This is a genomic window from Hymenobacter edaphi (genome assembly GCF_003258365.1).
GTDB lineage: Bacteria > Bacteroidota > Bacteroidia > Cytophagales > Hymenobacteraceae > Solirubrum > Solirubrum edaphi.
The window spans coordinates 622818-649325 of record NZ_QHKM01000003.1 but is presented as its reverse complement, the minus strand read 5'-3'; the positions used below and the strand labels follow the sequence as shown (position 1 = coordinate 649325).

Genomic DNA, 26508 nt, shown 5'->3' with positions numbered 1-26508 from the left:
GCTCAACTTCTTCCGACGGGTAGTCATGGACTACGAGTACACGCCCGAAAGCCACGCCGCCTGGATTCTCTGGGCAAACGTCACCCTGTGCCTCAACCGACTACCTTAATTCCCCAACAGGCTCTAAGACGACACAATATACAAATAGCGCACACTCATTTTGCAATGCCACCATCTAGCGCGAGCTTATAGCTTGTGCTTGTCTTTGGGTGAGGCTTCGTATCTCAATAGAACAGTAGTCTAGGCTTGACCGCCACCCCAGCGGGCCGGTTTCGTTTCTCCCCCCCCTGCTTCCTCAGCCGCCCAAGCAGCTGCGGCAGCGCGGGGCCATGTTGCTGGGAATCCGCTTATTTTCGGGACTCATGGAAAAGCTACGCCGCAGCAACTACGATATCTGGGCTTCTACTCTGTTACTGGTTAGCTGGGCATTCAGCATTGCCTATGCCGGTTACGCGGGTATCCACATGTTCAACCCTGACCTGCCCTGGCTGAGCCGGGGACTCTATGTGTTGGTCTATGGATTCCTGGCCGCTATGTATTACTACCAGCGTAGCGGCGACCGAAACAGCAAATTGTGGTTTCTACTCCTGATGGGGGTTGTCTTCTACCAAGGTCTCAGCGCGTATCAACAGACCGAAGGTTTCCATTTCCAGGATACCCTTCGGGCGGGGCTTTACGCGGCTACCAAACTGTTCGAACTCGCGGGCACCCTGCTACTCATCGTCAGCCTGATCCGCGACTGGAAGGCAAAGGCATAATCCGCCGACAGCGGGTGGGACTTCTGCGTTTCACCGAGGCGCTTCTTTGTTCGTTGTATCTGCTTCTTTGAGCAGTTGCGCCGCTTCTTTGTCCGTTTCGGGTGCTTCTTTAGCAGTTGTAGGCGCCTCTTTGTCCGTTGGGCCGCTTCTTTGTCGGTTGCGGGTCTTCTTTGTTCGTTGGCGGCGCTTCTTTATCCGTTTCGGGTGCCTCTTTGTCCGTGGGTGGCGGCTCTTTGTCCGGTGGAGGCGCTTCTTTGCGGGTTTCGCGTGGTACTTAGGGAGTTTTGGGTGATTTAGGCGGCGAAGTAGTTGCAAATGACTGGGAATAGTCATAGCGTAGCCTCATAATTCTCCCAAAACACTTTTACAGTTACCCTTATGTCAACCCCCAAACCCGAAGGCCGCAAATTTGTCGGCTCGGATGCCGCCATGCGTGCCCGGATGCGCACCATGCACGGCCATTACCTCACCGACGCGGCGGCGTTTGCCGCCGTCAACCCCGAACTGGGCGGCACGTTCGGGGCCGAATGGATGGCGGCCCTAGAGGCGGCCGACAAGGCGCCCAACGTGGACGTGCGGCGCGGCACACTGTCGGAAGACACGGCCGTGGTGGGCAACGAAATGGAGCGGGCCCGGCGCACGGCGCAGTCGGTGTTTTACTACGTGGAGCAGGCGTTTCCCAAGAACAAGGGCCGCCTGAACCAGTACGGCAAGGACCGCTACGCTAGGGCCGCCAACGACCCGGAGGAAATGCGCCTGCTGCTCGACATGGCCGCCGAAGCCGCCGAGCGCGACAAAGTGGCCCTGGCCGCCAAGGGCTTCACGGCCCAGCAGCTGACCGACCTCAAAACCCTGGCCGACCAGCTCGACGCGGTGGACACCAGGCAGGAAATGCAGAAGGGCACCAACCAGGAGGGCACCGGCGGCTACGTGCGGGTGCAGAACGCGGCCTACGGTTTCGGGCAGCGCCTCAACAAAGCCGCCCGCCTGGCCTTCCCCGCCAACGCCACCCGCCGCCAGCTCTACCGTCTCTCCGACGACGCCGACGACGCGGCGGCCCGCCCGGCCAAGCCCGCGGCCGCCGCCCAGGGCTAAGCCCGCCCCCCGCTAATCCCCGCTATTACACCTATTGCTACCACGAAAAAGCCGGGCCGCCCCCGGCTTTTTCTATGCCCGGCGGGGTGAGCAGGGGCCCCGCCCGGGCCGGCTGTGGAGGGTACGTTGTCGGGGCATTATCTTGCGGGTTCCGAGGCGGCCGGTCAGCCGCCCGGTCGTTTCTACTTTATGCGTTTGCGAGTACTGCTGCTGTGCGGCTTTTGCCTGCTGTTGGCCCTCCGCGGCCGGGCCCAAGAGGGCCCCGTTCCATTCTTCCCGAGCGACTACCCGCATATCGAGGCGCTGCGGACCATGCCGCTGGTGCTGCTGCTGGAAGATGTACCGCCCTTTGTGGCGAAAGTGTCGGCCAAAAAGCCGGAAATGTTTGCCACCCTGCGCACCGACATTGCCACCTTCAACGAGCACATGCGCCAAGCGGGGCGGTTCTGGACGTTTTCGCCCCAGGTGCAGGTGCTGACTCCGGCGCAGCTGGATAGCCTACTGGCCGATGGGCAGCCCCGGCTGGTGCTGAAGTCCGGGCAGGCGGATACCGATAAGGACGTGTGCCCGGCCGTGTTTCTGAACGTGCACCAGAAAACGCCGGGCAAGAAGAACGTGCGCGTGGAGACGGTGCTCGGCTGCTACTACACCACCCAGACGGTGCTGGTCCGCCGTTTCCACGACCAGTTTTCCGCCAGCGACTTGCTCAACACGCTGCAGCAGATGCAGCGCTACCTGCTGGCCCGCGCCGGCGGGGCCAGCGACCAGCAGTACCGGCAGGCCCGGCAGGCGGAGCTGCGGGCCGGACTCCCCATCGTTCGGCAAAAAACCCTGCTGCTGGATCAGGACCTGCTCTCCACCGACCTCACGCCGGCGCGCGTGGCCGAGTTGTATCCTTACCCGGTGCAGCTGGTGCCGCGGGCCGTCATCGAAGAAGCCGTACGCACGGCCGACGCCCGCTACCTGTACGCCCGCTACGTGCTGCTGCGGCGCGACCATGCCTACCAGCTCGTAAACATGGCCGACGGGCAGGTGGTGGCGTTTGCCAAGTACAAGCTGGGCCAGAGCGTCGGTACGCCCAAGGTACAGGCCTGGGTGCTCGAAGGTCTGGCCCAGCCCGGCGCCGACGCCAAATAAGGCCTTGGGGCAAACCGGCCCGCCCTTCGGTTGCCGATCTGCCGGCGGCGAATCGGTGGTGCCGCGATGGTGTTGCCGCACTGCCGGGGCCGGCTCGCGTCAGGGCCTTTACCCCAGCGTCAGCGTCTCGTCCACGCCGATGTCGTCGGCGAAGGGCTGGTCGTGGGAGATGAGCAGCAGGGTACCTTGAAAGCTACGCACGGCGTCGGTGAGGACCTGCTGGCTGGGCAGGTCGAGGTTGTTGGTGGGCTCGTCGAGGATGAGCAGGTCGGGGGCGCGGTTGCTCACGGTGAGGCAGCCAAGGATGAGTTTGAGCTTTTCGCCGCCGCTGAGGCCGGCGCAGGGCCGGTCCCAACTCTCGCGGGCAAACTGGTGGTAGTGCAGCACGGTTTTCAGCTCGTGCTCCAGCAGCTGGCGGGAGTTGTAGCGCTGCAATTGCTCGAACACCGTCAGTTGGTTGTCGATGAGGGAGTACTCCTGGTCGAGGTAGAACGACTCAAAGGCGGCGCGGCGGAGCTGGCCGGTGCCGGGCGCGAGCTGCCCGGTCAGCAGCCTGACCAGGGTGGTTTTGCCCGCCCCGTTGGGCCCCTCGATGCGCAGGCGCTGGCCCGAGCGCAGCTGCAGCGTGAGCGGCTGCGGCCACAGCGGGGGCTGACCGGCGTAGGCGAAGTTCACGCCTTCGGCCTCCACCAGCACCTTGCCGCGGTGCAGGGCCGAGTGGCTCAGATCGATGCGCAGGGCCTGCTGCTCGCGCAGCTGGGCGCGCAGCTGCTGCACGTCCTGGCTCAGCCCGTCGATTTTGGCGTGGTGCACCTCGCGCAGCTGGGCGGAGCTTTGCTCGGCCTGGCGCTTGAGGTGGCCCGCCACGATGCGCGGCAGGCCCTTTTTCTGGCCCTGGGCGGTGCCGCGGGCGTCCTGCTTGTGGCGCTGCTCGGCCACGTCGCGGGCCTTTTGCTGAGCCTGCTGCAGGGTTTTGGCCGTGGCGTCGAGCTGGGCCTGGAGGGCCGCCAGCTGCACTTGCTTCTGCGTTTGGTAGAAGTCGTAGTTGCCGCCGTACACGGCCACTTCGTCGGGCAGCAGCTCCAGGGTCAGGTCCACCAGATTCAGCAGGGCCCGGTCGTGGCTGACGACGAGCACCGTGGCGGGCGTGCGGCGGATAAAATCATAGAGCAGCTGGCGGCTGGCCGCGTCGAGGTGGTTGCTGGGCTCGTCGAGCAGCACGAGGCCGGCGCCGTGCAGCTGGGCCCCGGCCAGAAACACCTTGGTTTTCTCACCTCCGCTGAGCGCCGCGAGGGGCTGGTGCAGATCGAGCGGCGGCAGCTGCCATTGGGCCAGGGCGGCCTGCACCCGTTCCTCCAGGCTCCAGTCGTCGTCGAGGCGGGCGAATTGCTCGGCCGTGGCGTCGCCGGCGAGGATGGCGTGCAGGGCCCGCAGCTTAGCGGCCACGCCCAGGGCCTCGGCCACGGGGAGGGCGTCGTACTGGCCCAGGTGCTGGGGCACGTAGTAGGGCGACTCGGGCCGCAGCACTTCGCCAGCGGTGGGCGGCAGCTGCCCGGCCAGCAGCCGCAGCAGGGTGGATTTGCCCGCGCCGTTGGGCCCAACCAGGGAGGCCTTGCCGCCGCCGGGCACGGCCAGGTGCAGCTCGTGGAACAGCGTTTCGCCGTCGGGGTGGGTATAGGAAAGGTGGTTGGCGACGATACTCATAAGGATGGAGGGGCTTAGCGGGTGAACAGAAAAACCAGGGCCGCGCGGCGCGGCGCAAGCCCGAACGCAGCAGCGGACTGCGCTCGGTGGAGCGTTCGGGTTGAATTACATGGCAGGAAAAGAGTGGCGCGGCCTGAGGCGCGCATAGCCGCCAGGGCGGGGCGCGCAGGGGGCGGACGTTGCAGCCACCCACGCCGGGCGGGCACTACTGGCTGGTTGACCCGATGGGGCGGCCGTGCGCAACGAGTGAGGCACGAGCTGCGGAAAAACCCGCGGCTTTACAGCCCAAGGGCCACCGGGGACAAGGCAGCAACGAGCCGGCGCCGATGAGCACCGGGGCTAGGCTCCTGCGGCAGGGCCGACAGCTGGATTACATAAGGGGACGGGTTGCGGGGCCGAGCCGAAGCGAGGCGGGACGAATGGAAAAGCGGCGGGCCAACCCGGCGGCACTAGGCGGCGGGAGGGTTGGCGGGCCATCAGGCTGGTATGTTCAGCGAATTTCCATTGGGGTACTACTTAGGGGCGTATCCGGTGGCAAATATAGGCAACGCGCCGGGGCTGAGGCCGGGCTGAGGCCCGGGGGCTGTGGCGGCGGCAAATAATCAGGCCGACTCGGTACGGGCAGCGCCTATTTTGCTTTACTTGTAGCCGCTGATTTTTGCTCGTTCTTTTCGGCCCGTCCGCTCATCCTTTCTGCTTGCTCGCGCCGGTTCCGGCTGGCGTGCGACCCCGTTACTGCTGAGCCGCGCCACGCTTTTCATTCTGTCCTGAACTGCTATCCGGCCGCGGCCGCGTGGCCACCGGTTCATGTCTTATTTTCGTATGCGTTTCGCTTCTTTTCTGCTGCTGCTGGTGCTGGCCAGCGCCAGCCTGCGTGCCCAGATTGTTAAGGTGTATCAGCCCATTGTCGGCAGTGCCCAGTTTGCCAACTTTGACCGCTTTACCCGGGAGCCGCTGCTGGTGGTGATGGAGGACGAGCCGAGCGACGCGGCCTCCCAGCGGCGAATGGCCAAAGACCCCAAGGAAGCGGCCCTGTTTCGCGCCGATTTGGCGGCCCGCAACGAGGCCCTGCGCGCCGCCGTCAAGTTCTGGACGCTTACGAAGGTGGAGTTCATCACATCGGCCCAGGCCGACGCGCATTACCGCGACAAAGAAGCCTCGCACCTGCTGCTGCGCCTCGGCGGGCTGGGGCCGCACGGCATCACCGTCACGTCGATGGTGCTGAGCGCCGAGGGCAAGCCGGAAAAACTCAACTTCGCCGGCTCCTTGCAGGTATTCGCCAACGACGTGCCCGAAGACGCGCGCCGCCGGCCGGTGGCCTCGGCCAGCTTTGCCCCGCACCCCAATAGCTACTGGAGCCAAACCTACTTCACCAGCGACGCCATCAACGCGGTGCAGGCCATGCAGCGCTACGTAGACGCCCGGATGCACCAGCAAAAAGACAAGGACATTGAGGAAGCCGAACTGCAGCGCATCCGGCAGAGCAGCCTGGCCCTGACGCAGAAAACGCTGTTGCTCGACCGGGCCCGGCTGGACGCGGAGTTGCCCGCGGCGCAGATTGCCCAGCTGTACCCCTATCCGGTGCAGGTAGTGGAGCGGGCCGTCATCGAAGCGGCCGTAGCCACCGCCGACCCACGCTACCTGTACGCGCGCTACCTCACCGTGTACCGCAACCACGGCTACCAGCTGGTGGATGCCGCCAGCGGCCAGGCCCTGGCCTACGCCCAGTTCAACCTGATGCGCAACATCGCGCTTGGGCATATTCAGGACTGGACGCTTAAGGAGTTCGTGCGCACGGCTGCGGGCCGGTAGCGGCCGGTTTTTTATTCGCCGCTGGCCGCGCAGCCTGGGCTGTGCTACATCTTTATGTGAGCCGCCGAATTTGGTTGACCGGCCCCGGCACGGCTACGTTTGGGAGTCCTCCCAGTCCTGCCTATGAAACCGCTGCTGTCCTTGCTGCTGAGCTTCGGCGCCCTGCTCCTGCTGGCCCGGCCCGGCCACGCCGCTCCCCGCGCCGCCACCGATACGCTGCTGCGCATTGCGGCCAATCCGGCCAAGGGCTTCCATTACCCTTACTTTCTGCTGGTGCCCAAGCGCACCCCGCGCAACGCGCCCACCTACCTGATGGTGGAGCCCAACAACACCGGCCTGCTCAACGACACGCTGGCCGTGCACGAGCGGGCCGCCCGCATCGCCATCGGCGGGCCGAAGGCGGGACTGAGCCGGCCGCTGGCTCGCGAAATCGGGCTGCCGCTGCTCACGCCGGTGTTTCCGCGCCCGGCCGCCCAGCCGCTGCTCTACACCCACGCTCTCGACAAGGACGCGCTGCACGCCACCGGCGAGCTGGCCCGGCTGGACGAGCAGCTGCTGCGCATGATTGACGACGCCCGCGAGCAGCTGCGCGCCCTGCAGGTGCAGGCCCGGGAAAAGGTGCTGCTCAACGGGTTTTCGGCTTCGGCTACCTTCGTCAACCGCTTTACCGTGCTCCACCCCGAGCGGGTGCGGGCCGTGGCCGGCGGCGGGCTCAACGGCCTGCTGCTGCTGCCCCTGGACAAAGTGCACGGCACGCCCCTGCCCTACCCCCTGGGCCTGGCCGACTACCGGCAGCTCACCGGCCACCGCCTCGACTGGCAGCAGTACCGGGCCGTGCCGCAGTTCTTCTACATGGGCGCCCTCGACGACAACGACGCCGCCGCCTTCGACGACGCCTACGACGACACGGAGCGCACCCTGATTTATGAGCACCTGGGCCGGCAGATGCAGCCCACGCGCTGGCAGTACTGCCAGCAGGTGTACCAGCAGCAGCGCGTGAATGCCCGCTTCAAAACCTACAGCCACATCGGCCACGGCACCGACATGCTCATCTTCAACGAGCTGAAGGCGTTTTTCCTGGCTCAGCTGTAGCGGCGCCGGGCCCCTCAGGCCACCCGACTCGGGTCCGTCAGGCCACGCGGCCTGACGGACCCGTTTAGTTTCCGGCAATTAACTTAAGCGCGCCACCCAAAGGCCGATAGCGGGCATACAAGCGTTTCGGGCTACCTTTTGGCGCGTTTTACCTTTTACCTGCTCGTTGTCTATGACTGCTGCTTTCCGCCTGACGTCCCGCCGCCGGGGCTACCTGTTCGTGCTGGCCAGCCTGCTGCCGATGATGGTGGCCTTGCACCAGCTGATGGTGCTGCTGGGGAGCCTGCTGGATGCCACCTCGCTGCTCACACGTTACCTGCTGCTGAGCGGGCAGGTGCTGGCCGCGGCTGCCATCTGCGCGCTGCTGCTGCGGGAGGGGGTGCGCCGCATCGACGGCTGACCCGCCGCGCCCCGGCAGCGGTAGCGAGCGGGGCCTTCTGCGCGTGGACGCCGGTGGCTACCGCCGCCATTGCAGTCGAGTTTTGCCCCTGATGGGCAGCCCGCCGGCGCCGTTGCCCGTATTGGCAGCGGCGGGCCGGGCGGCGCGCCGGCCCGGCTGCTTCTGCCGCATCTTGGAGCAGCGTTGTGGATTGCTATGGCTCGATTTGGTTTCCGGCGCGGGGCCGGGCTCTTGCTGGGACTGGTACTGCTGGGGCTGCTGCTCGGGGCCGGGCTGCTGGGCACGCGCTACGGCCGCTACTGGCTGGAGCAGCAGCTGCGCCAGCGGCTGGCCCAAAGCTCCGACCTCGTCGTTAGCCCCTTTGCGCTGCACCTCGGCTGGCAGGATTTCCCGCACCTGACGGCCTCCGTGCGCCGCCTCACCCTCACCGACACCGCCTACCAGCGCCCCGAGCCCGTGCTGCAAGTGGCCCGCGCCGACCTGCGCCTGAACCTGCGGGCCCTGCTGCGCGGCCGGGTGCAGGTGGACGCCCTCACGCTGCGCGACGGGCTGCTGCGCACTTACGTGGACGCCCGGGGCCGCCGCTGGACGCTGCACGGCCGGCGCCGTGGCGGCCCGGGCCCGACGCCCGCCCTGGATTTCGACCTGCCGCTGGTGCGCCTGCGCAACGTGCAGCTCAGCTTCCGCAACGACTACAAGCGCAGCCGCTTCGTGGCGCGGGTGGCGCAGGGGCAGTTTCGGGCCCGGCTGCGCGGCGGGCAGCTCACCCTGCGCGGGGCGCTCCGCGGCCAGCTCGACTCGCTGCACAACAACCGCACCGGCACGCTGCTGGCCCACGAGCCGGTGCAGGCCTGGGCCCGCTACCGCTACGACTTCGCCCGGCGCCGGGGCACCTTCGAGCCGGGCAGCCGCGCCACCCTGCGCGGCGACACCATCCGCATCAGCGGCACCCACACCACGGCCAGCCGGGCCCCGGCCGGCTCCTGGCTGCGGCTGCGCTTCGAGGGGCGGCAGCGGCTGCTGGACGTGCTGCCCGAGGTGCTGCCGCCCAGCCTGCTCCCCTACCTGCGCGGGGCCCGCAGCCCGAGCAAGGCCTACCTGCGCTACACCGTCAGTGGGCTGAGCAGCCCGACGGTGCTGCCGCGCAACGTGCTGCGCCTGCAGCTGCGCCGGGCCCGGCTGGTATGGCCCGATTCCAGCCGCCGCATCAGCCACTGGGATTTGCTGGCCGTGCTCGACAACGGCCCGGCCCACCAGCCCAGCACCACCACGCTTACCCTGCACCACTGCCGCATCTACTCCCCGCTGGGCCAGCTCGACCTGCGCCTGCAGGTGCGCGACTTCACCCGGCCCACCGTGACGGGCCACCTGCGCGGCCGCACCGACCTGCCGGCCCTGGCGGCGCTGGTGGCGCCGGGCGAGTGGCGGGCCCGCGGCGGCGCGGCCGAGCTGGACGTGCACCTGCGCGGCGCGCTGCCGCCCGGCCCCGGCCAGCCGCTCCCACCCGGGCCGGTGCGGCGCCTCTCGGTGCGCGGCCACGTGGCCCTGCACAACGCCGCCTTCGACCTGCCGGCGCGGCGCGCCCGCGTGCGGGCGCTGAATGTGCGCCTGGGTTTGCAGGACAGCCTGTGGCAGCTCCGGGACCTGTCGGGGCAGGTGGACGGCATGCGCTTTCGGGCCCAGGCGCGCACGGTGAACCTGCTCGACTACCTGACCGGGCAGCGCGCCACCACATTTATCGACGGCCGCTTCGCCGTGGACGAGCTGCGCGTGGCCCGCCTGGGCGAGCTGCTGCGCCCGCGGCCGGGCACGGGGCCCGCCGCGCGCCGCCCGGCCAAAGCCAGCGCCGACAGCTCGCTGCTACCGCCCGGCCTGCGCCTGCGCGTGGCCCTGCGCTGCGCCCGGCTGGTATTGCCCACCGACACGCTCCGGCAGGTGCGCGTGCTGGTGCGCCGCGACGGCCGCCTCACCAGCCTCAGCGGCCTGACGGCGCAGGTATGGGGCGGGGCGGTGCGCGGCCGGGCCTCGTGGCCGGGGCCGCTGGCGCGGGGGCGCACCGCCGGCGAGTTTCAGCTGGCCCTGCGCTTCGGCACCGTCGATTACCTGCGGGTGGCGCGGCTTATCCGCCGGGCGGGGCGGCCGGCGGGGGCCGGCGACGCGGCCGCGCCGGGGCCGCGGGCGGCGCGCCAGTCGCCGCTGCGTCGGCTGCTGCTGACGGCCAACGGGCAGGTGAGTTGTCAGGTGGCCACGCTGCGCATGCCGGTGGGCGAAAACCTGCGCCACGTGCGCCTGCGGGTGCTCAAGACCGGCTCGACGTTCCGGATGCCGGCGCTGTACTTCGCCACCACCTCGGGCGGGGCGGGCTTTGCGCAGGCCTCGGCGCGCATGGCCGGGCCGCGCCTGCTGGCCGCCGATGCCAGCCTGGACCTGCGCTACGCCACCGTGGACGTGCAGCGCCTGCTGCTGCTGCTGGCCAGCCTGCAGCCCGACGACGAGGAGGACGATGCCGCTGCCGATACCGCGACGGCGGGGCCGGGCAAGCGGCCGGGCGCGGGGCGGGCCTCGGCGCTGCTGAGCGGCCAGCTGCTCACGGCCCGGCTGCACGTGCGGGCCGAGCACGTGCGCTACGGCGCCCTCAGCGGCACGGGCTTCCGCCTGACCTCGCACCTGCGCCCCGGCGAAGCCACCCTCGACGAATGCACGCTCGAAGCCTTCGGCGGGCAGCTGCGGGTGCGCGGACGGCTGCAGACCAACGCCGGCCAGGGCCGCCACCCGCTGCACGCGCAGGCCCGGCTGCAGGGCATTCAGTTGCCGCGCCTTTTCGAGCTGGCCGGGGCGCTGGGCTTCGACGTGCTCGGCCCCGACAACGTGCGCGGCACCATGACCTGCGAAGCCGACGTGCACACCGACCTCGACGCGACCTTTCTGCCCGCTACCGCCCGCACCCAGGGCTACGCCCGCGCCGACGTGCAGGACCTGGAGCTGCTGCGGGTGGCACCGCTGCAGCAGGCCCTGCGCCTGCTCAGCCCGCGCCGCACCGACCACCTGTACTTCCGCCCCGTCAGCACCCGCTTCTTCCTCGACCAGGAGCGGCTGCTGGTGCCCGAGCTGCGGCTGAACAGCAACCTGACTGACCTGGAAATCAGTGGGGTGTATTACCTCACCGGCCGCAGCAACCTCTACGTGGGCCTGAACCCGATGCAGGCCGTGCTCGGCAACTTTCGCCGCCGCACGGCCCGCATCCGCGACGGCGCCCCCGCGCGCCGCCCCGACCGGCACCTGCTCTACGTGAACCTGCGCCGCCCCCACGGCCACATGCGCTACTCCGTGCGCCCCTTCAAGCGCCGGGAGAAAGAGCAGCAGCAAAACCGCCTGCAGCAGGAATACCAGCTGCTGCTGCAGCGCCAGCCCATCGACACCACCCTGCGCCTGCTCCGGACGCCACTACGCCCGGGCACCGACTCCGGGAACATTAACAGCAGGTAACAACGCGTGCTGCTTTGGGCGGCGGCGTCGAGCCGGAGGGCAGCCAGGCACCGCTGTTGCGTTAGGGGCGGCGCGTGGGGCCGGCCGGACGCGCCGGTTGCGCCTCAAGCGAGGAACCGGGACGCCGCGCGGGCTGCTGGCCGGCAGTGAATACCCCCTGCCGCGGCTGATTCGGGGCCTTACCTTCGCGGCGTACCAGCTTTCCGCCCATGCTCGCTACCCAGCTGCAGTTTCTCGGCCACGCCGCGTTTCGCCTCACCTCACCCGAGGGCCGCGTCATACTCATCGACCCGTGGTTTACCAACAACCCCTTCGTGCCGGCCCACCTGTGGCAGCCCGAGCGGGCCGACCTGGTGCTCATCACCCACGGCCACGACGACCATTTCGACCCGGAGCTGCCCAGCCTGCTGGCCCGCACCGGGGCCCGCTGCCTGGCCCAGCCGCAGGTGCGCTTCTACCTTTACGAACAAGGCGTGCCCACCACGCAGTTTGAGCCCCTGAACAAGGGCGGCTCCGTGGACGTGCTGAACGTGCGCGTGACCATGACGCTGGCCTTCCACGGCGCCCACATCGACCTGCCCAATGGCACGGCCGGCTTCCCGCACGAGGGCGTGGGCTTTATCCTCACCTTCTCCGACGGGGCCGTGGTGTATGCCGCCGGCGACACCGCCCTGTTCGGCGACATGCGCCTGCTGGCCGACCTCTACCACCCCACCGTGGCCCTGCTGCCCATCGGCGACCGGTACACCATGGGGCCGCGGGAAGCTGCCCACGCCGCCCGCCTGCTGCGTACCCCGCACGTGGTGCCCTTCCACTACGGCACCTACCCCGCCCTCACCGGCACGCCCGAGCAGCTGCGCGCCCACCTCGCTCCCGCCGACGGCGTGCGCGTGCACGCGCTGCAGGCCGGCGACACGCTGGATTTGGGCGCCCTGCGCTAAGCGGCCAGCACCGCTGCTACTCGGCGCCCAATACGGCCTCCAGCCACGCGAACATGCGCCGGTACACCTCGGCGCGCACCGCCGGGCGCGAGAGGACCAGGTCGTGCATGCCGCCTTCGATGGTTTCGGTAGTCACGTGCGGGCCCAGGTGCGGGGCTAGGTCGTGAATGTGCGCTACGTTCAGCACCCCGTCGGCCTGGAAGTATTCGTCGTTGAAGGGATGGTACTGCTGCACCGTGCGGGCCGAGTGCAGCACCAGCAGCGGCGCCGCAATGCCCAGGCCACGCGCCACCTGCTGGTGCCCGCGCCGGATGGCGCGCAGCCAGCCGGCATTGACGGCAAACACCTTGCGCGGCTTCCAGTCGAGGCGGTAGTCCCATTCGCCGTGGTACTGGCGGTGCAGGCTCTCGCCGTAGCCGAAGGGCAGGTTGCCGGGCACGGGCAGATCGGGCAGCACGCGGCCCAGGCCCGCAACCAGGGGCACCACGCCCTGGCGCAGCCACCGGGGCTGGTTCAGCTCCAGAAAGGGGCTGTTCAGCACCAGCGCAGCCCAGGCGCCGGGGTGTGCCGCCGCGTGCAGGGCGCTGATGAGCCCGCCGGTAGAATGGCCGTTGAGCACCACCGTTTCGGCGCCCTCGGCCCGGATGGCGGCGCGGGCCGCGTCGAGGTCGGCGAAGTACTCCCGCAGGTCGCGCACGTTGTTGGGGCGCTGGTGGGGCAGCAGGGAGCGGCCGTACTTGCGCAGATCGAGGGCGTAGAAGCCGTAGCCGTGGGCGGCCCACTGCTCGGCCAGCTCGCGCTGAAAAAAGTAGTCGGTGAAGCCGTGCAGGTAGAGCACGGCCCGGCGCATCCCGGCCGCCCCGACTCGGCGCACCAGCGTGCTCACCACCGGACCCTCGTAGTCGGCGGGCTGCGCCAGGCGCCGCTGCTCAAAATCGGGGCCGAGAATATCGGGGGCGTAGGCGGGTGTCATGGTGGGCAAGATAGGCCGTGGATGGCGGGCGTCAGGGCGCGGCTACCGCCGCGTCGGGCCCGACGGGCGGCCAGCTCATATCGTAGAGGTGCAGGCCGGGGCCCCAGAAGTCTTCCTCGACGCGGTGCAGCCGAAAGCCGTGGCGGGCGAAAAAGCCGGCGGAGTGCTGCGAGGTGCGGCTGACGACAGACGCGGCGGGGTGCAGGCGTTGTAGCCGGGCCAGGCGGTACTGCAGCAGCCGGCGGCCCAGCCCCCGGCCGTGCCAGGCCCGGTCAATCATGCCCCAGTACAGCTCCCAGCTCCGGCCCTCGTCGCGGGAGCCGTAGCCACCGCAGCCGCGCACCGCATCCTCGGCTTCGAGCACCCAGAAATCGGCCGGCGGGCCCGCCAGATACCGCTCGAACAGGCTTCGCTCGGCCGGGTCGAAGGCCGGCGGGCAGTTGCCGTCGAACAGGGCCAGGCAGGCGGCCTGGTCGCGAGGCTCGTAGGGGCGGATGACGACGGGCTGGTTCATGCAGCGCAATAACGCCAGCGGCGGGCAGATGCGCCATCTGGGTGGCTTGGGCGGTCTTGGGCATGTGGTTGGCCTTTTAGGCACGTCATGTCGAGCCCAGCCGAGACATCCCGCTCGATCGTGACCTGCTCGTTGAACGAGGATTTTACTCTCATGCGTCAGCCCGCGAGATGTCTCGGCTGGGCTCGACATGACGTTCTAGGCCCGGGGCCTCCAACGGTTAGGCCGGCAGCAGTTGCAGGGCCACGTCGTTGCCCTGCTGAATGGCCAGGTCGCGGGCCGAGAGGCCGCGCACGTCGCGCAGAGTGGTGTCGGCGCCGGCTTCGAGCAGGATGGGTACGATGTTGTGGCGGCCGAAAAGGGTAGCAAACATCAGCGCGGTGCCGCCGTTGCCGTTCTGCAGGTCCAGGTCGGCGCCGTGCTGGATGAGCAGGCGGGCCACGTCGGCGTAGCCCTTGAAGCTGACGCCCATCAGGGCCGTGTTGCCGCTCACGTCCTGCACGTTCACATCGGCGCCGGCCTCCAGCAGCACGCGGGCGGCCTCCAGCTGGTCGTCGTAGGTGGCAATGATGAGCGGGGTGAAGCCCTTGCCGTTCTGCGTGTTCACGTCGACGCCGGCGGCCAGCAGTTCGCGGATAAAGGCCACGTCGCCGCGGCGGGCAGCGTCGATGAGCAGGTCTTCGGGGCGGGCGGAAGAAAAGGACATAAGGAGCCGAAACGTAAGGTTGACGAAGTAGCGCCCCTGCATACGTAGCCGGCGCGCAAAGCTTTGCGGTGCCGGGCCGCGGCGCCGCAGCGGAGCTGCCGCAAGTTGCTCGGTGGCAGGCCACTGCCGGCAGCCGGCGGCAGACTTTTTTCGGGCCAGGCAGACAAACGCCGCGCCGGGCGGTTTAGGCAGGAAGTTTCATCACCTCCGCTTTGTTTTCGCATGGACTTACAACTCACCGATAAAACGGCCCTGGTTACGGGCTCCACCGGCGGCATTGGCCTGGCCATTGCCAAGCGCCTGGCCGCCGAGGGCGCCGAAGTCATCCTCACCGGCCGCACCGAAGCCCGCCTCGAGCAGGCCCGCGCCGCCATCCTGGCCGAGACGCCCGGGGCCCGGGTGCGCGGCGTGGCCGTCAATTTTGGCCACGCCGACGAGGTGCAGCGCCTGCTGGCCGCGGTGCCCACGGTCGATATTCTGGTCAACAACGTGGGCATTTTCGAGCCGAAGCCCTTCGCCGACATTGCCGACGAGGACTGGCTGCGCTTCTTCGAGGTGAACGTGCTCAGCGGCGTGCGCCTTTCGCGCCAGTATTTCCCGCCGATGCTGGCCCGGAACTGGGGCCGCATCATCTTCATCTCCAGCGAATCGGGCCTGCAGATTCCGGCCGAAATGATTCACTACGGCACCACCAAAACGGCCCAGCTGGCCGTGGCCCGCGGCCTGTCCGAGCTGACCACCGGCACCGGCGTCACGGTGAATTCGGTGCTGCCCGGGCCCACCGCCTCCGAGGGCGTGGAGGAATTCATCGGCAAGCTGGCCGCCGAAGGCCAGTCGCGCGCCGACGCAGAAAAGGACTTTTTCGCCCACGCCCGCCCTTCGTCGCTGCTGAAGCGCTTCATCACCACCGACGAAATTGCCACGATGGTCACCTATCTGGCCAGCCCGCTGGCCGCCGCCACCAACGGCGCCTCCGTGCGCGTCGACGGCGGCGTGATTCGCAGCATCGGCTGAGTTGTTGAACACCTTGAATTACCAGCTCAGCAGGACGTTTTTTTCTATCAAAACCGCCCCGCCGCGTCCGAGTTGACGCGGCGGGGCGGTTGCATTTCGGGGTGGCTGCATCTACACCCAAATCAGAATGCCCAAGGTAACCAGCGCGAGCAGCACGCCGGCAACGGCCGTGTTCATGCGCGTTTCGGGCGACCGGCCGGGCCAGGCGCCCACCAGCGCCACGGCCAGCAGCAGCAGCGGCGCCAGCGCGAAGGGTCCGTAGATGGTGCCGTTGGCGGGCCGAAACGGAGTAGCGCCCTCGGGCGAAGTCGGGGCGCTGACCTGCCGCACCACGCCCAGCAGCGGGGTAATCCACACGGTCACGCGGTCCTCGTCGCGCACGCGGGCCCCCTGCTCGCTCGGGATGCGAAACCGGGCGTGGGGCGTGACGATGTCGTAGGCCATGCGCGGGTCGGAGGCGGAAGACGAGGTCAGGACCACCAGGCGGCTGAGCACGGCTTCGCGCTCGTAGCGGCGCACGGGCAGGGCCCAGTCCAGGGCCAGCAGCAGGCAAAAGGCCAGCAAGACGAAGTTCGCGTAGCGCGCTGCCGGGGCATAGTGCCGCAGCGTGGCCTGCGTGGAGCCAGGGCAAGGGCGCGCAGCCGGCGGCGCGGAGACGAAGGAAGGCCTCATAAATAATCAGGGCGTTTGTGCTTGCGGGTCAGCTGGTTGGGGCAGATCGGTAAATCAACGCCGCCGCAGGCCGTAAATTATCCGGGTTTCTCGCGCGGAGGCTCATCAATTTAAGCAACTCGTCTATATCTTTATTCTCATATACGCTCAGCCGCAGCACCCCCGTTATGGCGCCGTATTGTTACTCGCTGCCGCCATGCGCGCCTTCCTGCTACTGCTGTGGCCCCTGCTGTTCGGGCCCGATCCTACCGATGCCACCTTCCGCCAGGGCCAGCAGCGCTACCCGCGGGTACGCACGGCCTACGCCGCCCGCTGGAGCACCCTGCAAGCCGAGCTGCAGCGCCGCCACCTCGCCGCCGACCAGCTGGAACTGTACCTGCGCGCCTTCAAAATAGGGCAGCGCGTGGAGGTGTGGGCCCGCAACCGCGGCCAGGGCCGCTACCAGCTGCTGCGCCGCTACGCCATTGCCGCCACCTCCGGCAAACTGGGGCCCAAGCTGCGCTCCGGCGACGGACAGGTGCCCGAGGGCTGCTACCGCATCGACCGCTACAACCCCAACAGCCTCTACCACCTCTCGCTGGGCCTCGACTACCCCAACGCCTTCGACCGTGCCCGCGGCGAGCAGGACCCCGGCGGCGACATCTTCATCCACGGCTCCAACGTCACCATCGGCTGCCTGCCCATCACCGATACCTGCATCGAGGAGCTGTACGTGCTGGCCGTGGAGGCCCGCGCCGCCGGACAGGCCGACATACCGGTCCACATCTTCCCCTTCGAGCTGAACGCCACCGACCTGGAGGCCCGCTGGCACAGCCCGCACCACGCCTTCTGGCAGACGCTGGCACCGGTGTACCGCTACTTCGAGCAGCACCACACCCTGCCCCCCACCGACGCGGCCGGGGCCTACGTGGTGCGGTAGCCAGGTTCGCCCGGGCGCGGCTCAGTGGCGGCCGGCAGCTGGCCTCGAACGTATTGCCTTTGCGCCGATCAGCAGGGCTAAATATTCGTGCCGGGTTGGGCGCAATGGGTATATTGCCCATTCGTTCTGAGTCCTGCTTTACCCGCCAACGCCCGACACACTAGTGACTACGCCGCTACTCTCCGCCCGCTACGCCCACACCAACCTTACCGCCGAAGACTGGGAAGCCCTGGCCGCCTTCTACGAGCGGGTGTTTGGCTGCACCCGGACTTCGCCCCAGCGCGACTACCACGACGAGGCGCTGCCCTCCGGCGCCACCCGGCAGCGCGGCGTGCACCTGCGCCTGCCCGGCCACGGCCCCGGCGGCCCTACGCTGGAAATCTTCGGCTACGACCCGCTGACCAACCGCGCCCGCACCGCCCCCAACCGCCCCGGCTTCGGCCACATTGCCTTCGAAGTGCCCGACGTAGCCGCCGCCCGCGCCGTGGTGCTGGCCGAAGGCGGCTCGGCCCTGGGCGAGGTGGTCACGCAGATGACCCCGCTGGGCCGCGCCATCACCTGGGCCTACGTGGCCGATCCGGAGTGCAACGTCATTGAGCTGCAGTCGTGGACGGCCTGATAGCCCCCGACGAAACCAACCTGCCACCTGCGGCGCCGCAGCTGCGCGAGGCCGCCGTGCTCGTGCCCGTGTACCGCGACGATGCCGGCGAGCTGCGCCTGGTGCTGCTCGTGCGCAGCAACTTCGGCGTGCACGGCGGGCAATTGGCCTTTCCCGGCGGCAAGCAGGACCCCACCGACACCTCCCTGCTCGACACAGCCCTGCGCGAGGCGGAGGAAGAAGTATACCTGCCGCGCGAGGCCGTGCAGGTGCTGGCCGAATTGCCCGATGTGAGCACCCCCACCGGCTACCGCGTCACGCCCTACCTGGGCCGCATCAGCCGCCCGGCGGTGTGGCGCTGGCTGGAGCGCGAGGTAGCGGAAGTGCTGGAAGTATCGGTGGCCGAGCTGCTCGACCCGGCCCGCCACGCCACCGAAGACTGGCAGCTCGACGGCTGGGCCCGGTCGGCGCCAGTGTCGTTTATCCGCATCGGGGAGCATAAGCTCTGGGGCCTGAGCTACCGCATCGTGCGCCAGCTGCTGCCCCGGCTGACGGCGGGCGAGTGGATGGTGTAAGGACGCTTTCCGCTTGGATTCCGCCTCGATTTTAGCCCGCAGCGGACGCCGAGGATTTTGCAGCAGGCGCTGAACGCTGCGTCCGCTGCGTTTAGCGCCTGCTGCGGGCTTACACGCATCCGCGCCTGACGCATCACATTTGGCACGGTCTTGCGTTGAAGGCCTCAACCGCTGCAATTCTCCTGCTTATGTTCGCTCGTTTCGTTTCCGCGCTGGCCCTGCTGCTCGTCGGCACTGCCGCCCAGGCCCAGCAACAGGCTTCCATCTGGTATTTCGGGCAGGAAGCCGGCCTGGATTTCCGCCAGGGCGCCCCCACCCCGCTGCTCGACGGCAAGCTGAGCACCTACGAAGGCTCCAGCGTAGCCAGCACTTCGCGCGGGCAGCTGCTGTTCTACACCAACGGCGTGTACGTGTGGAACCGCCAGCACCAGCTGATGCCCAACGGCAAAAACCTGGCGGGCAGCAAGTCCTCCTCGCAAAGCGCCCTCATCATCCCCGACCCGGGCAGCGGCAACGTGTTCTACATCTTCACCACCGCCGCCGAGGGCAACAGCGTGGGCATGCGCTACTCCACCGTCGACATGACCGCCGCCGAGGGCATGGGCGACGTGAAGCGCAGCAACGGCCTGCTCATCTCGCCGGTGGCCGAAAAGCTGGCCGCCGTGCGCCACAAAAACGGCCGCGACATCTGGGTGGTGGGCCACCGCTGGAACTCCAACGCCTTCGTGAGCTACCTCGTCACGCCCGACGGGGTGCAGACCAAGCCCATCCTGAGCAACGTGGGCGCCATGCACGCCGGCCCCGGCCGCAACGCCATCGGCTGCATGAAATTCTCGCCCGACGGCAAGAAACTGGCCGCCGCCATCTGGCGCGAGGCGAATAAGGTAGAAGTGTTCGACTTCGACAACGCCACCGGCCTGGTGAAAAACCCCAAGTCGTACGGGCCTTTCGAGGAAGCCTACGGGGTGGAGTTTTCGTCCGACGGCTCCAAGCTCTACGCCACCAGCAACGGCAACGGCGGCGGCAACGCCCAGGTGTGGCAGGTGGACCTGAAGACCGGCGCCAAAACCGCCGTAGGCAACTCCGCCAACCGCAAAATCGGCTCCCTGCAACTCGGCCCCGACGGCCGCATCTACGTGGCCCGCGAGGACAACCCCTTCCTCGGCATCATCGAAAACCCCAACGCCCTGGGCATGGCGGCCAAGTACACCGACGACGGCATCAAGCTCGGCGGCCGCCGCGGCAAGCTCGGCCTGCCGATTTTCATCCAGAGCTATTTCAAGTAGCCCTGTCACAAACAGAACGTCATTCCGAGCGAAGCCGAGGAGTCTCGCGTGCTGATGTCTGATAGTAGTATCCTCGTTCAACGAGAAGGTTACTAACGAACTAAACACGCGAGATTCCTCGACAAGCTCGGAATGACGTTCTTAGTTTACTCAATACTACTTCTGCTCCCCGAACTTGAAGCGCAGGAAGCCGGCGGCTACCGACACGTAGGGGTGCTCGGAGGTGAACAGGCCCACCAGGTCGCGGGTGCTGATGCCGGCTTCGTAGTGCTTGGTGGCCAGCGTGAGGCCCAGGGGCAAACTGAAACCGTAGCCCGCCCCGCCGCTCAGGCCGCTGCTCAGGCGCAGCCAGCGCACCGGCTTGTAGTCGACGCCGGCGCCCACGAAGGGCTTGGGCAGGTTACCGGCCACGTCGTTCATGGGCAGGGTGGCATCCACGCCCACCTCGAAATACTCGCTGATGCGCAGGCCCGCGCCGGCGCGCAGCTTGGTGGGCAGGCTTTCCGAGCGGCTGGCGCTGGGCTGGTATTGAAACAGGCTGTCGGTGCCGGCCGTCACCAGCTGGGTGACTTCCTTGAACAGGTTGTACGAGCCAATGCCCTCGGAGCTGAGCTGCTTGAGCTTCTGGTCGTTGGCCGTGAGCAGGTTGCCCTTCCAGGTCATGCTGCCGATATCGGTGACGGAGAGGCCCAGGCGCAGCGACTTGCCGATTTCCATTGATGCCCCGAGGTCCACGCCGTTGCCGGTGCCCACCGGGCGCAGGCCCGAGCCGCCCTGCCGGTAGTTGAACTGCGGATTCTGCGCCAGCTTGCCGTAGTTGATGTCGAACAGCGGCGAGACGGCTCCGAAGGCTTCGAGCTTGCCGTCCTCAGCCCGGATGTCGACCACGCCCACGCCCTCGATGTAGCGGTAGCCCACCCCGGCCGAAAGCTGAAACATGTCGTTGTCGAGCAGGCGGCGGCCGAAGGCCACGTTGAACTCGTTCAGCCAGCTCATCTGCAGGCGCGTGCCCTGCAGGGCCGTCGACACCAGCGGAATGGTGGTGCCGGAGGTGTATTGCTGGTAAATCGGCGCGTTCTTGCCCAGGAACAGGATTTCGGCCATGTTCTTGTTCAGCCCCATGTGCGTCACCACGCGCTGCTGGTTGCTGATGGCCACCGTACCGATGCCCAGCAAATCCACCGAAGCCCCGAAGGTCATCACGTCGGCGTTCAGGTTCAGGGCGTTGTCGGAGGTGAAGGCCTTGGCCAGCTCCTGCTTTTCGGCCGTGGTCAGCTTGTCGTCCACGCGCTTGACGAAGCGCAGCATTTGCTCGCGCGTGAGCGACTGGGAGCCGATGCCCACCCCGTACTGCAGCAGGCCGATGGAAAACTTGGGGCTGCCGATGCGGGCCAGGTTGGCCGGGTTGATGCCGATGGCCTGGTAGTCGCTCACGAAGGTATTGGCCACGCCGCCGCGGCCCGTCGAGCCGAAGTTGCTCAGCTCGTTTTGCGCGTGCAGGCTTAGCGGCGCCAGCGCCAGGGCGCCCAGGGCCAGGCCGGGTAACAGTAGTTTCATGCGAAGGAGGTAGGGAGAAGAGAACAGGAACGACGCCGAAGGATAACAGCACATGGGCGCAACGCCGGGGCAAGTAGCTACATTTAAGCGTCCGAACCAAAGCCGCCGCGTTACGAATCGATGAGTAGCCGCTGAAAATCGGCCTATTACCCGCTCGCTTTGCCCAAACGCCTCACCGCCGACCAGTACATCCAGGGCCTGCTTGCCCACGACCGGCTCGTGCTCAGCCGCGCCATTACCCTGGTCGAAAGCACCCTGCCCGCCGACCAGGCCCTGGCGCAGCAGGTGCTGGCCGCCGTGCTGCCGCACACTGGCCGCTCGGTGCGCGTGGGCATTACCGGCGTGCCGGGCGTGGGAAAAAGCACCTTTATCGAAGCCCTCGGGATGCACCTCGTCGGGCAGGGCCACCGCCTGGCCGTGCTGGCCGTCGACCCCACCAGCCAGCGCAGCGGCGGCAGCATCCTGGGCGACAAAACGCGCATGAATCAGCTGGCGGCTCACCCGCAGGCCTTCATCCGCCCCTCGCCCGCCGGCCGCTCCCTGGGCGGCGTGGCCCGCGCCACCCGCGAGGCGCTGCTGCTCTGCGAGGCGGCGGGCTTCGACGTCATCTTCGTGGAAACCGTGGGCGTGGGCCAGAGTGAAACCGCCGTGCACGGCATGGTCGACTTCTTCCTGCTGCTGATGCTGGCCGGCGCCGGCGACGAGCTGCAGGGCGTCAAGCGCGGCATCATGGAAATGGCCGATGCGGTGGTCATCACCAAGGCCGACTCGGGCAACGAACTGGCCGCCAAGCGGGCGCGGGTGGAGTACCAGTCGGCCCTGCGGCTGTTTCCGCACGCCGCCTCGGGCTGGGCGCCGGTGGCCCGCACCTGCTCGGCCCTCACGGGCGACGGGGTGGCGGGCGTGTGGGAGGAAATCGGCCGCTACCTAACGCTGACGCAGGGCAACGGCTACTTCGAGCAGCGGCGGCAGGAGCAGAATCTGCAGTGGCTGCGGCACAGCATTCGGGAGGCGCTGGAAGAGCGGTTCTACGCCCGGCCCGAGGTGGCAGCCCGCCTCGCCGACGTGCAGCAGCGGGTGATGAGCGGGCAGCAGTCGGCCTTTGCGGCGGCGGCCGAGCTGCTCGGGCTGGACGGCGGGGCTTAGTCCGTAGTCGTCGGCAGCGCTGGCGGCTTCTGCCGGAAGGTTCGGAAGTCGTTTCCTAACCTTCGGAACTTACTCCCGAACCTTCCCAAGTCACTTCCGAACCCTCGGAAACTGTTAGCTAATCCTCGGAAGTTCTTCCCGAACCCTTGGAAGTCCTTAGCTAATCCTCAGAAGTCACTTCCGAGGGTTTGGAAGTTCTTAACTAAACCTCGGAAAGTCTTCCCGAACCTTCGGAAACGACTTTTAAACCTTCCCAAACAAGTATATAACCCCGAGAAGCTGCTTTTGGGGCTTAATCAAGCCGATTGCTTGCCTGTACAGCCTACACTTTCAGCCTCAATATTCGGTTGGCAGCTCCGGCTACCGGTCACGCAACGACGCCGCTTATTTCAGCTGCAGCAGGTCCCACTTGTTGCCGTAGAGGTCGGCGAAGACCACTACCGAGCCGTAGTCCTCGTGGCGCGGCGCCTCCAGAAACTGCACCCCGGCGGCCTGGTAGCGAGCGTAGTCGCCTTGGAAGTCGTCGGTGTTGAGGAAGAGGAAGACACGGCCGCCAGCCTGGTTGCCGATGTGGGCGCGCTGCTCGTCGGTAGCGGCCTGGGCCAGCAGCAGCGCCGGAGCCCCCGCACTGGCCGGTGCTACGCGCACCCAGCGTTTGCCCTCTCCGCGGTCGGTGTCTTCGAGCAGCTCGAAGCCGAGCACGTCGACGTAGTAGCGGATGGCTTCGTCGTAGTCGCGGACGAGCAGGGTGAGGTTGCCGAGGTGTTGGGCCATTAGTTGGGGGGGCTTAAGCGTCTGTAGCAGGTTCGTAAAATCCGCTTGGAGGCGCTTTTGTTCGAGTTGCAAGTATGTTTGGTCTTTCGGCACCCCGTAATCTTGCGGATCAAGCTGGTGAATCAGCCGCCCATGCCAGAAGTAGCTGCGACTTTCTTCAATCGTTGATTTTTCCAGGTCAAAGGCTTCTGTATCGTTGTGTTTCTTGGCAGTGATGGAGTCGTAATAGATAGGGCGGTTGTAGTGGGAGTACCGCTCAAATATGAAGGATAACTCCTCATGCGGCAGCAGGTAGTATTCGGTCAAATGTTGAAACGTTTCGCCGTAATAGCGCGCCACAATTTTCCGCAACTGTCCACCTGTATAATAGTAGCTAACCTCTCCTCCCTCGGTAGAACCGGCTAGTTCGCGTTTTACTACTTTTTCCCACTGCCGGACAGCATTCAACCGTTTGACCGTAGCACGAATGTTCCGGAGGTACTCAGTAGAACGGCCATGAGTTGCCGTATCGGGTTCTGCTTGGGGCTGTTCTAATATCGATGTATCGGACTGTACCTGACCCTCAACCGACGGAAAAGGTTCTTGCCGACTGAGGACGGTAGCGTGCTGTTTATCGGGGCCGCAGGCTACCGCGGCTAGGGCTAGCAACACCAAGAGCGGCACGAAACGAGTAATCATGTGGCGCTAAAAACACGTTGCGGGTGCCGGCCGTCTGGCCCGCACCCGCAACATACAAGAGCGTGGTCGATGAGCCTACACCCGGCGCGGGCGCAGGGTCAGGTAATCGAGGTAGTAGAGGATTTTCACCGACAGCGAGTTGTTGTGCGGGGTGTTGATGGTGTTCGACAGGTTGTCGAAGTACAGCGGGGTGGCTTCGTTGGAAAACAGCTGCGAGCTGCTCGCGTTTTTCCAGACCACGCTGATCTGCGAGCCGGGCGCAAACCACCAGGAGTACACCGCGTCCACGTTGAAGGCGTTGTAGGTGTTGTCGCGGTTGCGACGGTAGTCCACCAGCTCCTCCTCGCCGCCGGGCGTGAGGCGGGCAAAGTCGCGGTAGCGCACGTTGCTGGTGTAGTGGCGCGTGCGGATGGTCAGCGACATGCGGTTGGTGAAGGTGTAGGAAGCCTGCAGCACGTTCGACACCGTCACCACGTCGCGGCGCCCGAGCATGACCTGCCCCAGGAAAGGCTGGTCGAGTGGCTGCCTGCTGTCCATGCCCCCGTTGACGTAGCCGATCTGGTTGTGGGCGTAGTTCCAGTCGATGCTGTAGCGGAAGTTCAGGCGGTTGTTGACGCGGTAGCGCGGCGAGATGCCCAGGCCCGTGGCCGAGCGGCGCGGGCGCGGCAGGCGGCCGTCGGCTTCGTAGAGGCGCACGCCGGCGTTCAGGTCCAGGGCCAGCTTCTTGCGGTAGTCCGAGGAGATGAAGCCGCCCACGTTGGCGTTGGCCGGCACGCGCACCCAGTACGGGCCCAGCGGGTACTGCCGCGGCTCGTAGTAGTCGCGCGTCACCGGGTTGGCGTCGACGTTCATGCCGGTGGTCAGAAACATCTTCGTGAAGGTGGTGTTCCAGCCGCCGTACACGTTCAGGTTCTGGTAGCGCGTGGGCTGGTAGAGCAGCGAGTGGGCCACGCCCCACCAGGAGTAGAAGTTGTTGACCTTCCAGAAGGGCTTGTACTTGTTGTAGCTCATGTACAGCTCTTGGGAGATGTTGTTGTTGCCAAACAAAATGCCCAGGTCGTTCGGGTTGTAGGTGCCCGATTCGATGCCGTGCGAGAGGTTCCAGGTGAAGGCCCCGCTGATTTTGCCCACGCTCACCCGGTACTTGTAGCCGTCCCGGTCGTCGATCTGGTCGTCGGTGCCGAACACGGTACCGCGCCGCCGCGAGTACACCACGCGCCCGTCGACGGCGTAGGAGTTCTTCTTGTTGGCGAAGCGAAACAGGCCGCCGGTCACGTTCGCGTCGTAGGTCTGGCCCCAGCGCGTCACGTTGGTGTTGATCAGCGACACGTAGGAGTTGTTTTTCAGCGACTGGTCGAGCACCACGATGTTGTAGTTCGAGAAGGGCTGCGTGAGCACCTTGCGCCGCTCGCCCGAGGCGCTGTCCTGCAGGGTGGCGTACACGTCGCCCGAGAGGGCGTTGAACACGCCCACGCCCAAGCCGTTCTTGGTCCGTCCCGATACCTTGGTGGCGTTCAGCAGCTGCGTCACGCCCGGGTTCTGCACCACGTACTCGCCCGCAATGCGCCGCCCTTCGGCGTCGTAGCGGCCGGCGCGCAGCTGCCCGTCCACGTTGCCGAAGCCGATGGGCTGGGCGCCCACCCGGCGGGAGTAGAACAGGCCGCCCTTGTTGAACAGCTCGGTGCCCTCGGTGAAGAACTGCCGGTTTTCGGCAAACTGCACCTCGAAGGGCGAGAGGTTCAGCACCTGGTTGTCGCTCTGCACCTGCCCGAAGTCGGGTACCAGGGTCGCGTCGAGGGTGAAGCTTTCGTTGATGCCCCACTTCACGTCGGCCCCGCCGTTGAAGGAGGTCGAGGTGTTGCGCTTGCCCTGCTCGTCGAAGGGGTAGTGGTTCACGTAGCCCGACACGTAGGGCGTGAGCGAGAGGCGCAGCGGGGGCTTGATGTCGCGCACGCCTTCCAGCGTGCCCCACTGGTTCACGAAGCCGTCGACGGCGGGCTTCACTTCGTTCCAGAAAAAGGCCTGGTTTTCCTTTTTGCGCTGGCGCATGAAGTTGATGCCCCAGAGCTGCTCGGGCTGATTGGCAAAGCGAATGGCCGAGTACGGAATGCGCAGCTCGGCCACCCAGTCGGTGCCCTGAATAGCCGTGCGCGAGTCCCACACCGCGTTCCAGTTGAAGTCTTCGCCGCCGGCCGGGGAGTAGCGCGCGTCCATCTGCACGCCGCCCGTCGTCACGAAGAAGCCGTAGCCGTTGAGCTTGTCGTGGTAAGTATCGAGGAAGATGCCGATGAAGTCGGTATTGCCGAAGTTGTCGCGGGCACCCAGCTCGCGCATAATGGAGTCGGGGCTCACGTCGTGCATGATGGCCCCCACGTAGAGGTTGGCGTCGTCGTAGAGGATGCGCACCTCGGTTTTGTGGCGCTCGGGCGGGCCGGGGTTGGGCCGGTTCTGGATGAAGTCGGTGGCAACGGGGGCCTGCTGCCAGGCGGCCTCGTCGAGCACCCCGTCGAGCTTGACGCCCCCGCTGATGCGGGCGGCTTGCAGATGTTTTTTGATGGCCGGCGTGGCCGCGGCGGCGGCAGCCCCGTCGGAGGGAGTTTGGGCACTGGCCTGCCAGCTCAACAGCAGACTCAGCAGCAGAAAAAGAAACGCGCGGGGTAACATTCGGAAT

The 26508-nt window shown here is 67.0% G+C and carries 22 protein-coding genes; 14 read left to right on the top strand and 8 right to left on the bottom strand.

Going from position 1 to position 26508, the window contains the following annotated elements; genetic code table 11:
• Positions 1 to 362: 362 nt before the first annotated feature.
• The 3 genes from DLM85_RS13160 (at position 363) to DLM85_RS13150 (ending at position 2990) form a co-directional block, all read left to right on the top strand.
• Positions 363 to 758, top strand: coding sequence for a hypothetical protein (locus DLM85_RS13160; protein ID WP_111478560.1), 396 nt, complete (start codon positions 363 to 365; stop codon positions 756 to 758).
• Positions 759 to 1136: 378 nt separating this feature from the next.
• On the top strand, positions 1137 to 1853 hold the full coding sequence (locus DLM85_RS13155) for a hypothetical protein (protein ID WP_111478559.1): 717 nt from the start codon (positions 1137 to 1139) through the stop codon (positions 1851 to 1853).
• A gap of 189 nt (positions 1854 to 2042) precedes the next feature.
• Positions 2043 to 2990 carry a hypothetical protein gene (locus DLM85_RS13150; RefSeq protein WP_133257044.1) on the top strand — a complete coding sequence of 316 codons (948 nt, stop codon included), beginning with the start codon at positions 2043 to 2045 and terminating at the stop codon, positions 2988 to 2990.
• A 108-nt stretch (positions 2991 to 3098) separates the two neighbouring features.
• On the opposite strand, the gene DLM85_RS13145 is transcribed toward DLM85_RS13150, so the two are convergent.
• Positions 3099 to 4694: an ABC-F family ATP-binding cassette domain-containing protein gene (locus DLM85_RS13145; RefSeq protein WP_111478557.1), complete on the bottom strand. Its 1596-nt coding sequence runs from the start codon at positions 4692 to 4694 to the stop codon at positions 3099 to 3101.
• 822 nt (positions 4695 to 5516) lie between these two features.
• On the opposite strand from DLM85_RS13145, the gene DLM85_RS13140 reads away from it, so the two are divergent.
• The 5 genes from DLM85_RS13140 to DLM85_RS13120 all read left to right on the top strand — a co-directional run bounded on the left by DLM85_RS13140 (position 5517) and on the right by DLM85_RS13120 (position 12425).
• Positions 5517 to 6506 carry a hypothetical protein gene (locus tag DLM85_RS13140; protein ID WP_111478556.1) on the top strand — a complete coding sequence of 330 codons (990 nt, stop codon included), beginning with the start codon at positions 5517 to 5519 and terminating at the stop codon, positions 6504 to 6506.
• 123 nt (positions 6507 to 6629) lie between these two features.
• On the top strand, positions 6630 to 7598 hold the full coding sequence (locus DLM85_RS13135; protein WP_111478555.1) for a hypothetical protein: 969 nt from the start codon (positions 6630 to 6632) through the stop codon (positions 7596 to 7598).
• 172 nt (positions 7599 to 7770) lie between these two features.
• Positions 7771 to 7998, top strand: coding sequence for a hypothetical protein (locus tag DLM85_RS13130; RefSeq protein WP_111478554.1), 228 nt, complete (start codon positions 7771 to 7773; stop codon positions 7996 to 7998).
• 195 nt (positions 7999 to 8193) lie between these two features.
• A complete protein-coding gene (locus DLM85_RS13125) occupies positions 8194 to 11484 on the top strand; it encodes an AsmA-like C-terminal region-containing protein (protein WP_133257043.1) in 3291 nt (1096 codons plus the stop codon).
• A 209-nt stretch (positions 11485 to 11693) separates the two neighbouring features.
• A complete protein-coding gene (locus tag DLM85_RS13120) occupies positions 11694 to 12425 on the top strand; it encodes a metal-dependent hydrolase (RefSeq protein ID WP_111478552.1) in 732 nt (243 codons plus the stop codon).
• Between the two features lie 16 nt (positions 12426 to 12441).
• Here DLM85_RS13120 and DLM85_RS13115 read toward each other — a convergent pair whose 3' ends face one another.
• From DLM85_RS13115 to DLM85_RS13105, 3 genes are all read right to left on the bottom strand, one after another.
• Positions 12442 to 13398 (bottom strand): alpha/beta hydrolase, encoded by a 957-nt coding sequence (locus DLM85_RS13115; RefSeq protein WP_111478551.1) that lies wholly within the window; start codon positions 13396 to 13398, stop codon positions 12442 to 12444.
• Positions 13399 to 13429: 31 nt separating this feature from the next.
• On the bottom strand, positions 13430 to 13912 hold the full coding sequence (locus tag DLM85_RS13110) for a GNAT family N-acetyltransferase (protein WP_165822131.1): 483 nt from the start codon (positions 13910 to 13912) through the stop codon (positions 13430 to 13432).
• A 220-nt stretch (positions 13913 to 14132) separates the two neighbouring features.
• The gene (locus DLM85_RS13105; protein ID WP_111478585.1) at positions 14133 to 14618 is read right to left on the bottom strand and encodes an ankyrin repeat domain-containing protein; all 486 of its coding nucleotides are present in this window, start codon (positions 14616 to 14618) and stop codon (positions 14133 to 14135) included.
• Positions 14619 to 14840: 222 nt separating this feature from the next.
• Between DLM85_RS13105 and DLM85_RS13100 the strand changes: the two genes are divergently transcribed.
• On the top strand, positions 14841 to 15632 hold the full coding sequence (locus tag DLM85_RS13100) for an SDR family NAD(P)-dependent oxidoreductase (protein WP_111478549.1): 792 nt from the start codon (positions 14841 to 14843) through the stop codon (positions 15630 to 15632).
• A gap of 111 nt (positions 15633 to 15743) precedes the next feature.
• Here DLM85_RS13100 and DLM85_RS13095 read toward each other — a convergent pair whose 3' ends face one another.
• Positions 15744 to 16304, bottom strand: a complete 561-nt coding sequence (locus DLM85_RS13095) for a hypothetical protein (RefSeq protein ID WP_207891023.1) — start codon at positions 16302 to 16304, stop codon at positions 15744 to 15746.
• Between the two features lie 196 nt (positions 16305 to 16500).
• On the opposite strand from DLM85_RS13095, the gene DLM85_RS13090 reads away from it, so the two are divergent.
• The 4 genes from DLM85_RS13090 to DLM85_RS13075 all read left to right on the top strand — a co-directional run bounded on the left by DLM85_RS13090 (position 16501) and on the right by DLM85_RS13075 (position 19682).
• Positions 16501 to 17223 carry a L,D-transpeptidase family protein gene (locus DLM85_RS13090; protein ID WP_207891022.1) on the top strand — a complete coding sequence of 241 codons (723 nt, stop codon included), beginning with the start codon at positions 16501 to 16503 and terminating at the stop codon, positions 17221 to 17223.
• 163 nt (positions 17224 to 17386) lie between these two features.
• A complete protein-coding gene (locus DLM85_RS13085) occupies positions 17387 to 17842 on the top strand; it encodes a VOC family protein (RefSeq protein WP_111478547.1) in 456 nt (151 codons plus the stop codon).
• Positions 17830 to 18396, top strand: a complete 567-nt coding sequence (locus tag DLM85_RS13080) for an NUDIX hydrolase (protein ID WP_111478546.1) — start codon at positions 17830 to 17832, stop codon at positions 18394 to 18396. The genes DLM85_RS13085 and DLM85_RS13080 overlap by 13 nt, the downstream gene beginning before the upstream one ends.
• A 188-nt stretch (positions 18397 to 18584) precedes the next feature.
• The gene (locus tag DLM85_RS13075; RefSeq protein ID WP_111478545.1) at positions 18585 to 19682 is read left to right on the top strand and encodes a WD40 repeat domain-containing protein; all 1098 of its coding nucleotides are present in this window, start codon (positions 18585 to 18587) and stop codon (positions 19680 to 19682) included.
• Positions 19683 to 19838: 156 nt separating this feature from the next.
• Here DLM85_RS13075 and DLM85_RS13070 read toward each other — a convergent pair whose 3' ends face one another.
• Positions 19839 to 21239, bottom strand: coding sequence for a DUF5723 family protein (locus tag DLM85_RS13070; RefSeq protein ID WP_111478544.1), 1401 nt, complete (start codon positions 21237 to 21239; stop codon positions 19839 to 19841).
• A gap of 159 nt (positions 21240 to 21398) precedes the next feature.
• Here DLM85_RS13070 and meaB point away from each other — a divergent pair, with 159 nt between their 5' ends.
• Positions 21399 to 22385: a methylmalonyl Co-A mutase-associated GTPase MeaB gene (gene meaB, locus DLM85_RS13065; protein WP_111478543.1), complete on the top strand. Its 987-nt coding sequence runs from the start codon at positions 21399 to 21401 to the stop codon at positions 22383 to 22385.
• A 384-nt stretch (positions 22386 to 22769) separates the two neighbouring features.
• Here meaB and DLM85_RS13060 read toward each other — a convergent pair whose 3' ends face one another.
• The gene (locus tag DLM85_RS13060) at positions 22770 to 23159 is read right to left on the bottom strand and encodes a VOC family protein (protein WP_111478583.1); all 390 of its coding nucleotides are present in this window, start codon (positions 23157 to 23159) and stop codon (positions 22770 to 22772) included.
• Between the two features lie 753 nt (positions 23160 to 23912).
• Entirely contained in the window at positions 23913 to 26501 is a 2589-nt protein-coding gene (locus DLM85_RS13055; protein WP_111478542.1) for a DUF5916 domain-containing protein, read from the bottom strand.
• Positions 26502 to 26508 lie beyond the last annotated feature (7 nt).

What these genes read in the sequence shown, in the direction of transcription:
- DLM85_RS13150 (WP_133257044.1), top strand. Translation starts at nt 2,043, where the DNA reads ATGCGTTTGCGAGTACTGCTGCTGTGCGGCTTTTGCCTGCTGTTGGCC.
- DLM85_RS13140 (WP_111478556.1), top strand. Translation starts at nt 5,517, where the DNA reads ATGCGTTTCGCTTCTTTTCTGCTGCTGCTGGTGCTGGCCAGCGCCAGC.
- DLM85_RS13145 (WP_111478557.1), bottom strand. Translation starts at nt 4,694, where the DNA reads ATGAGTATCGTCGCCAACCACCTTTCCTATACCCACCCCGACGGCGAA.
- DLM85_RS13115 (WP_111478551.1), bottom strand. Translation starts at nt 13,398, where the DNA reads ATGACACCCGCCTACGCCCCCGATATTCTCGGCCCCGATTTTGAGCAG.
- DLM85_RS13060 (WP_111478583.1), bottom strand. Translation starts at nt 23,159, where the DNA reads ATGGCCCAACACCTCGGCAACCTCACCCTGCTCGTCCGCGACTACGAC.
- DLM85_RS13120 (WP_111478552.1), top strand. Translation starts at nt 11,694, where the DNA reads ATGCTCGCTACCCAGCTGCAGTTTCTCGGCCACGCCGCGTTTCGCCTC.
- DLM85_RS13130 (WP_111478554.1), top strand. Translation starts at nt 7,771, where the DNA reads ATGACTGCTGCTTTCCGCCTGACGTCCCGCCGCCGGGGCTACCTGTTC.
- DLM85_RS13070 (WP_111478544.1), bottom strand. Translation starts at nt 21,239, where the DNA reads ATGAAACTACTGTTACCCGGCCTGGCCCTGGGCGCCCTGGCGCTGGCG.
- DLM85_RS13100 (WP_111478549.1), top strand. Translation starts at nt 14,841, where the DNA reads ATGGACTTACAACTCACCGATAAAACGGCCCTGGTTACGGGCTCCACC.
- DLM85_RS13095 (WP_207891023.1), bottom strand. Translation starts at nt 16,304, where the DNA reads ATGAGGCCTTCCTTCGTCTCCGCGCCGCCGGCTGCGCGCCCTTGCCCT.
- DLM85_RS13090 (WP_207891022.1), top strand. Translation starts at nt 16,501, where the DNA reads ATGCGCGCCTTCCTGCTACTGCTGTGGCCCCTGCTGTTCGGGCCCGAT.
- DLM85_RS13075 (WP_111478545.1), top strand. Translation starts at nt 18,585, where the DNA reads ATGTTCGCTCGTTTCGTTTCCGCGCTGGCCCTGCTGCTCGTCGGCACT.
- DLM85_RS13160 (WP_111478560.1), top strand. Translation starts at nt 363, where the DNA reads ATGGAAAAGCTACGCCGCAGCAACTACGATATCTGGGCTTCTACTCTG.
- DLM85_RS13155 (WP_111478559.1), top strand. Translation starts at nt 1,137, where the DNA reads ATGTCAACCCCCAAACCCGAAGGCCGCAAATTTGTCGGCTCGGATGCC.
- DLM85_RS13135 (WP_111478555.1), top strand. Translation starts at nt 6,630, where the DNA reads ATGAAACCGCTGCTGTCCTTGCTGCTGAGCTTCGGCGCCCTGCTCCTG.
- DLM85_RS13055 (WP_111478542.1), bottom strand. Translation starts at nt 26,501, where the DNA reads ATGTTACCCCGCGCGTTTCTTTTTCTGCTGCTGAGTCTGCTGTTGAGC.
- DLM85_RS13110 (WP_165822131.1), bottom strand. Translation starts at nt 13,912, where the DNA reads ATGAACCAGCCCGTCGTCATCCGCCCCTACGAGCCTCGCGACCAGGCC.
- DLM85_RS13105 (WP_111478585.1), bottom strand. Translation starts at nt 14,618, where the DNA reads ATGTCCTTTTCTTCCGCCCGCCCCGAAGACCTGCTCATCGACGCTGCC.
- DLM85_RS13125 (WP_133257043.1), top strand. Translation starts at nt 8,194, where the DNA reads ATGGCTCGATTTGGTTTCCGGCGCGGGGCCGGGCTCTTGCTGGGACTG.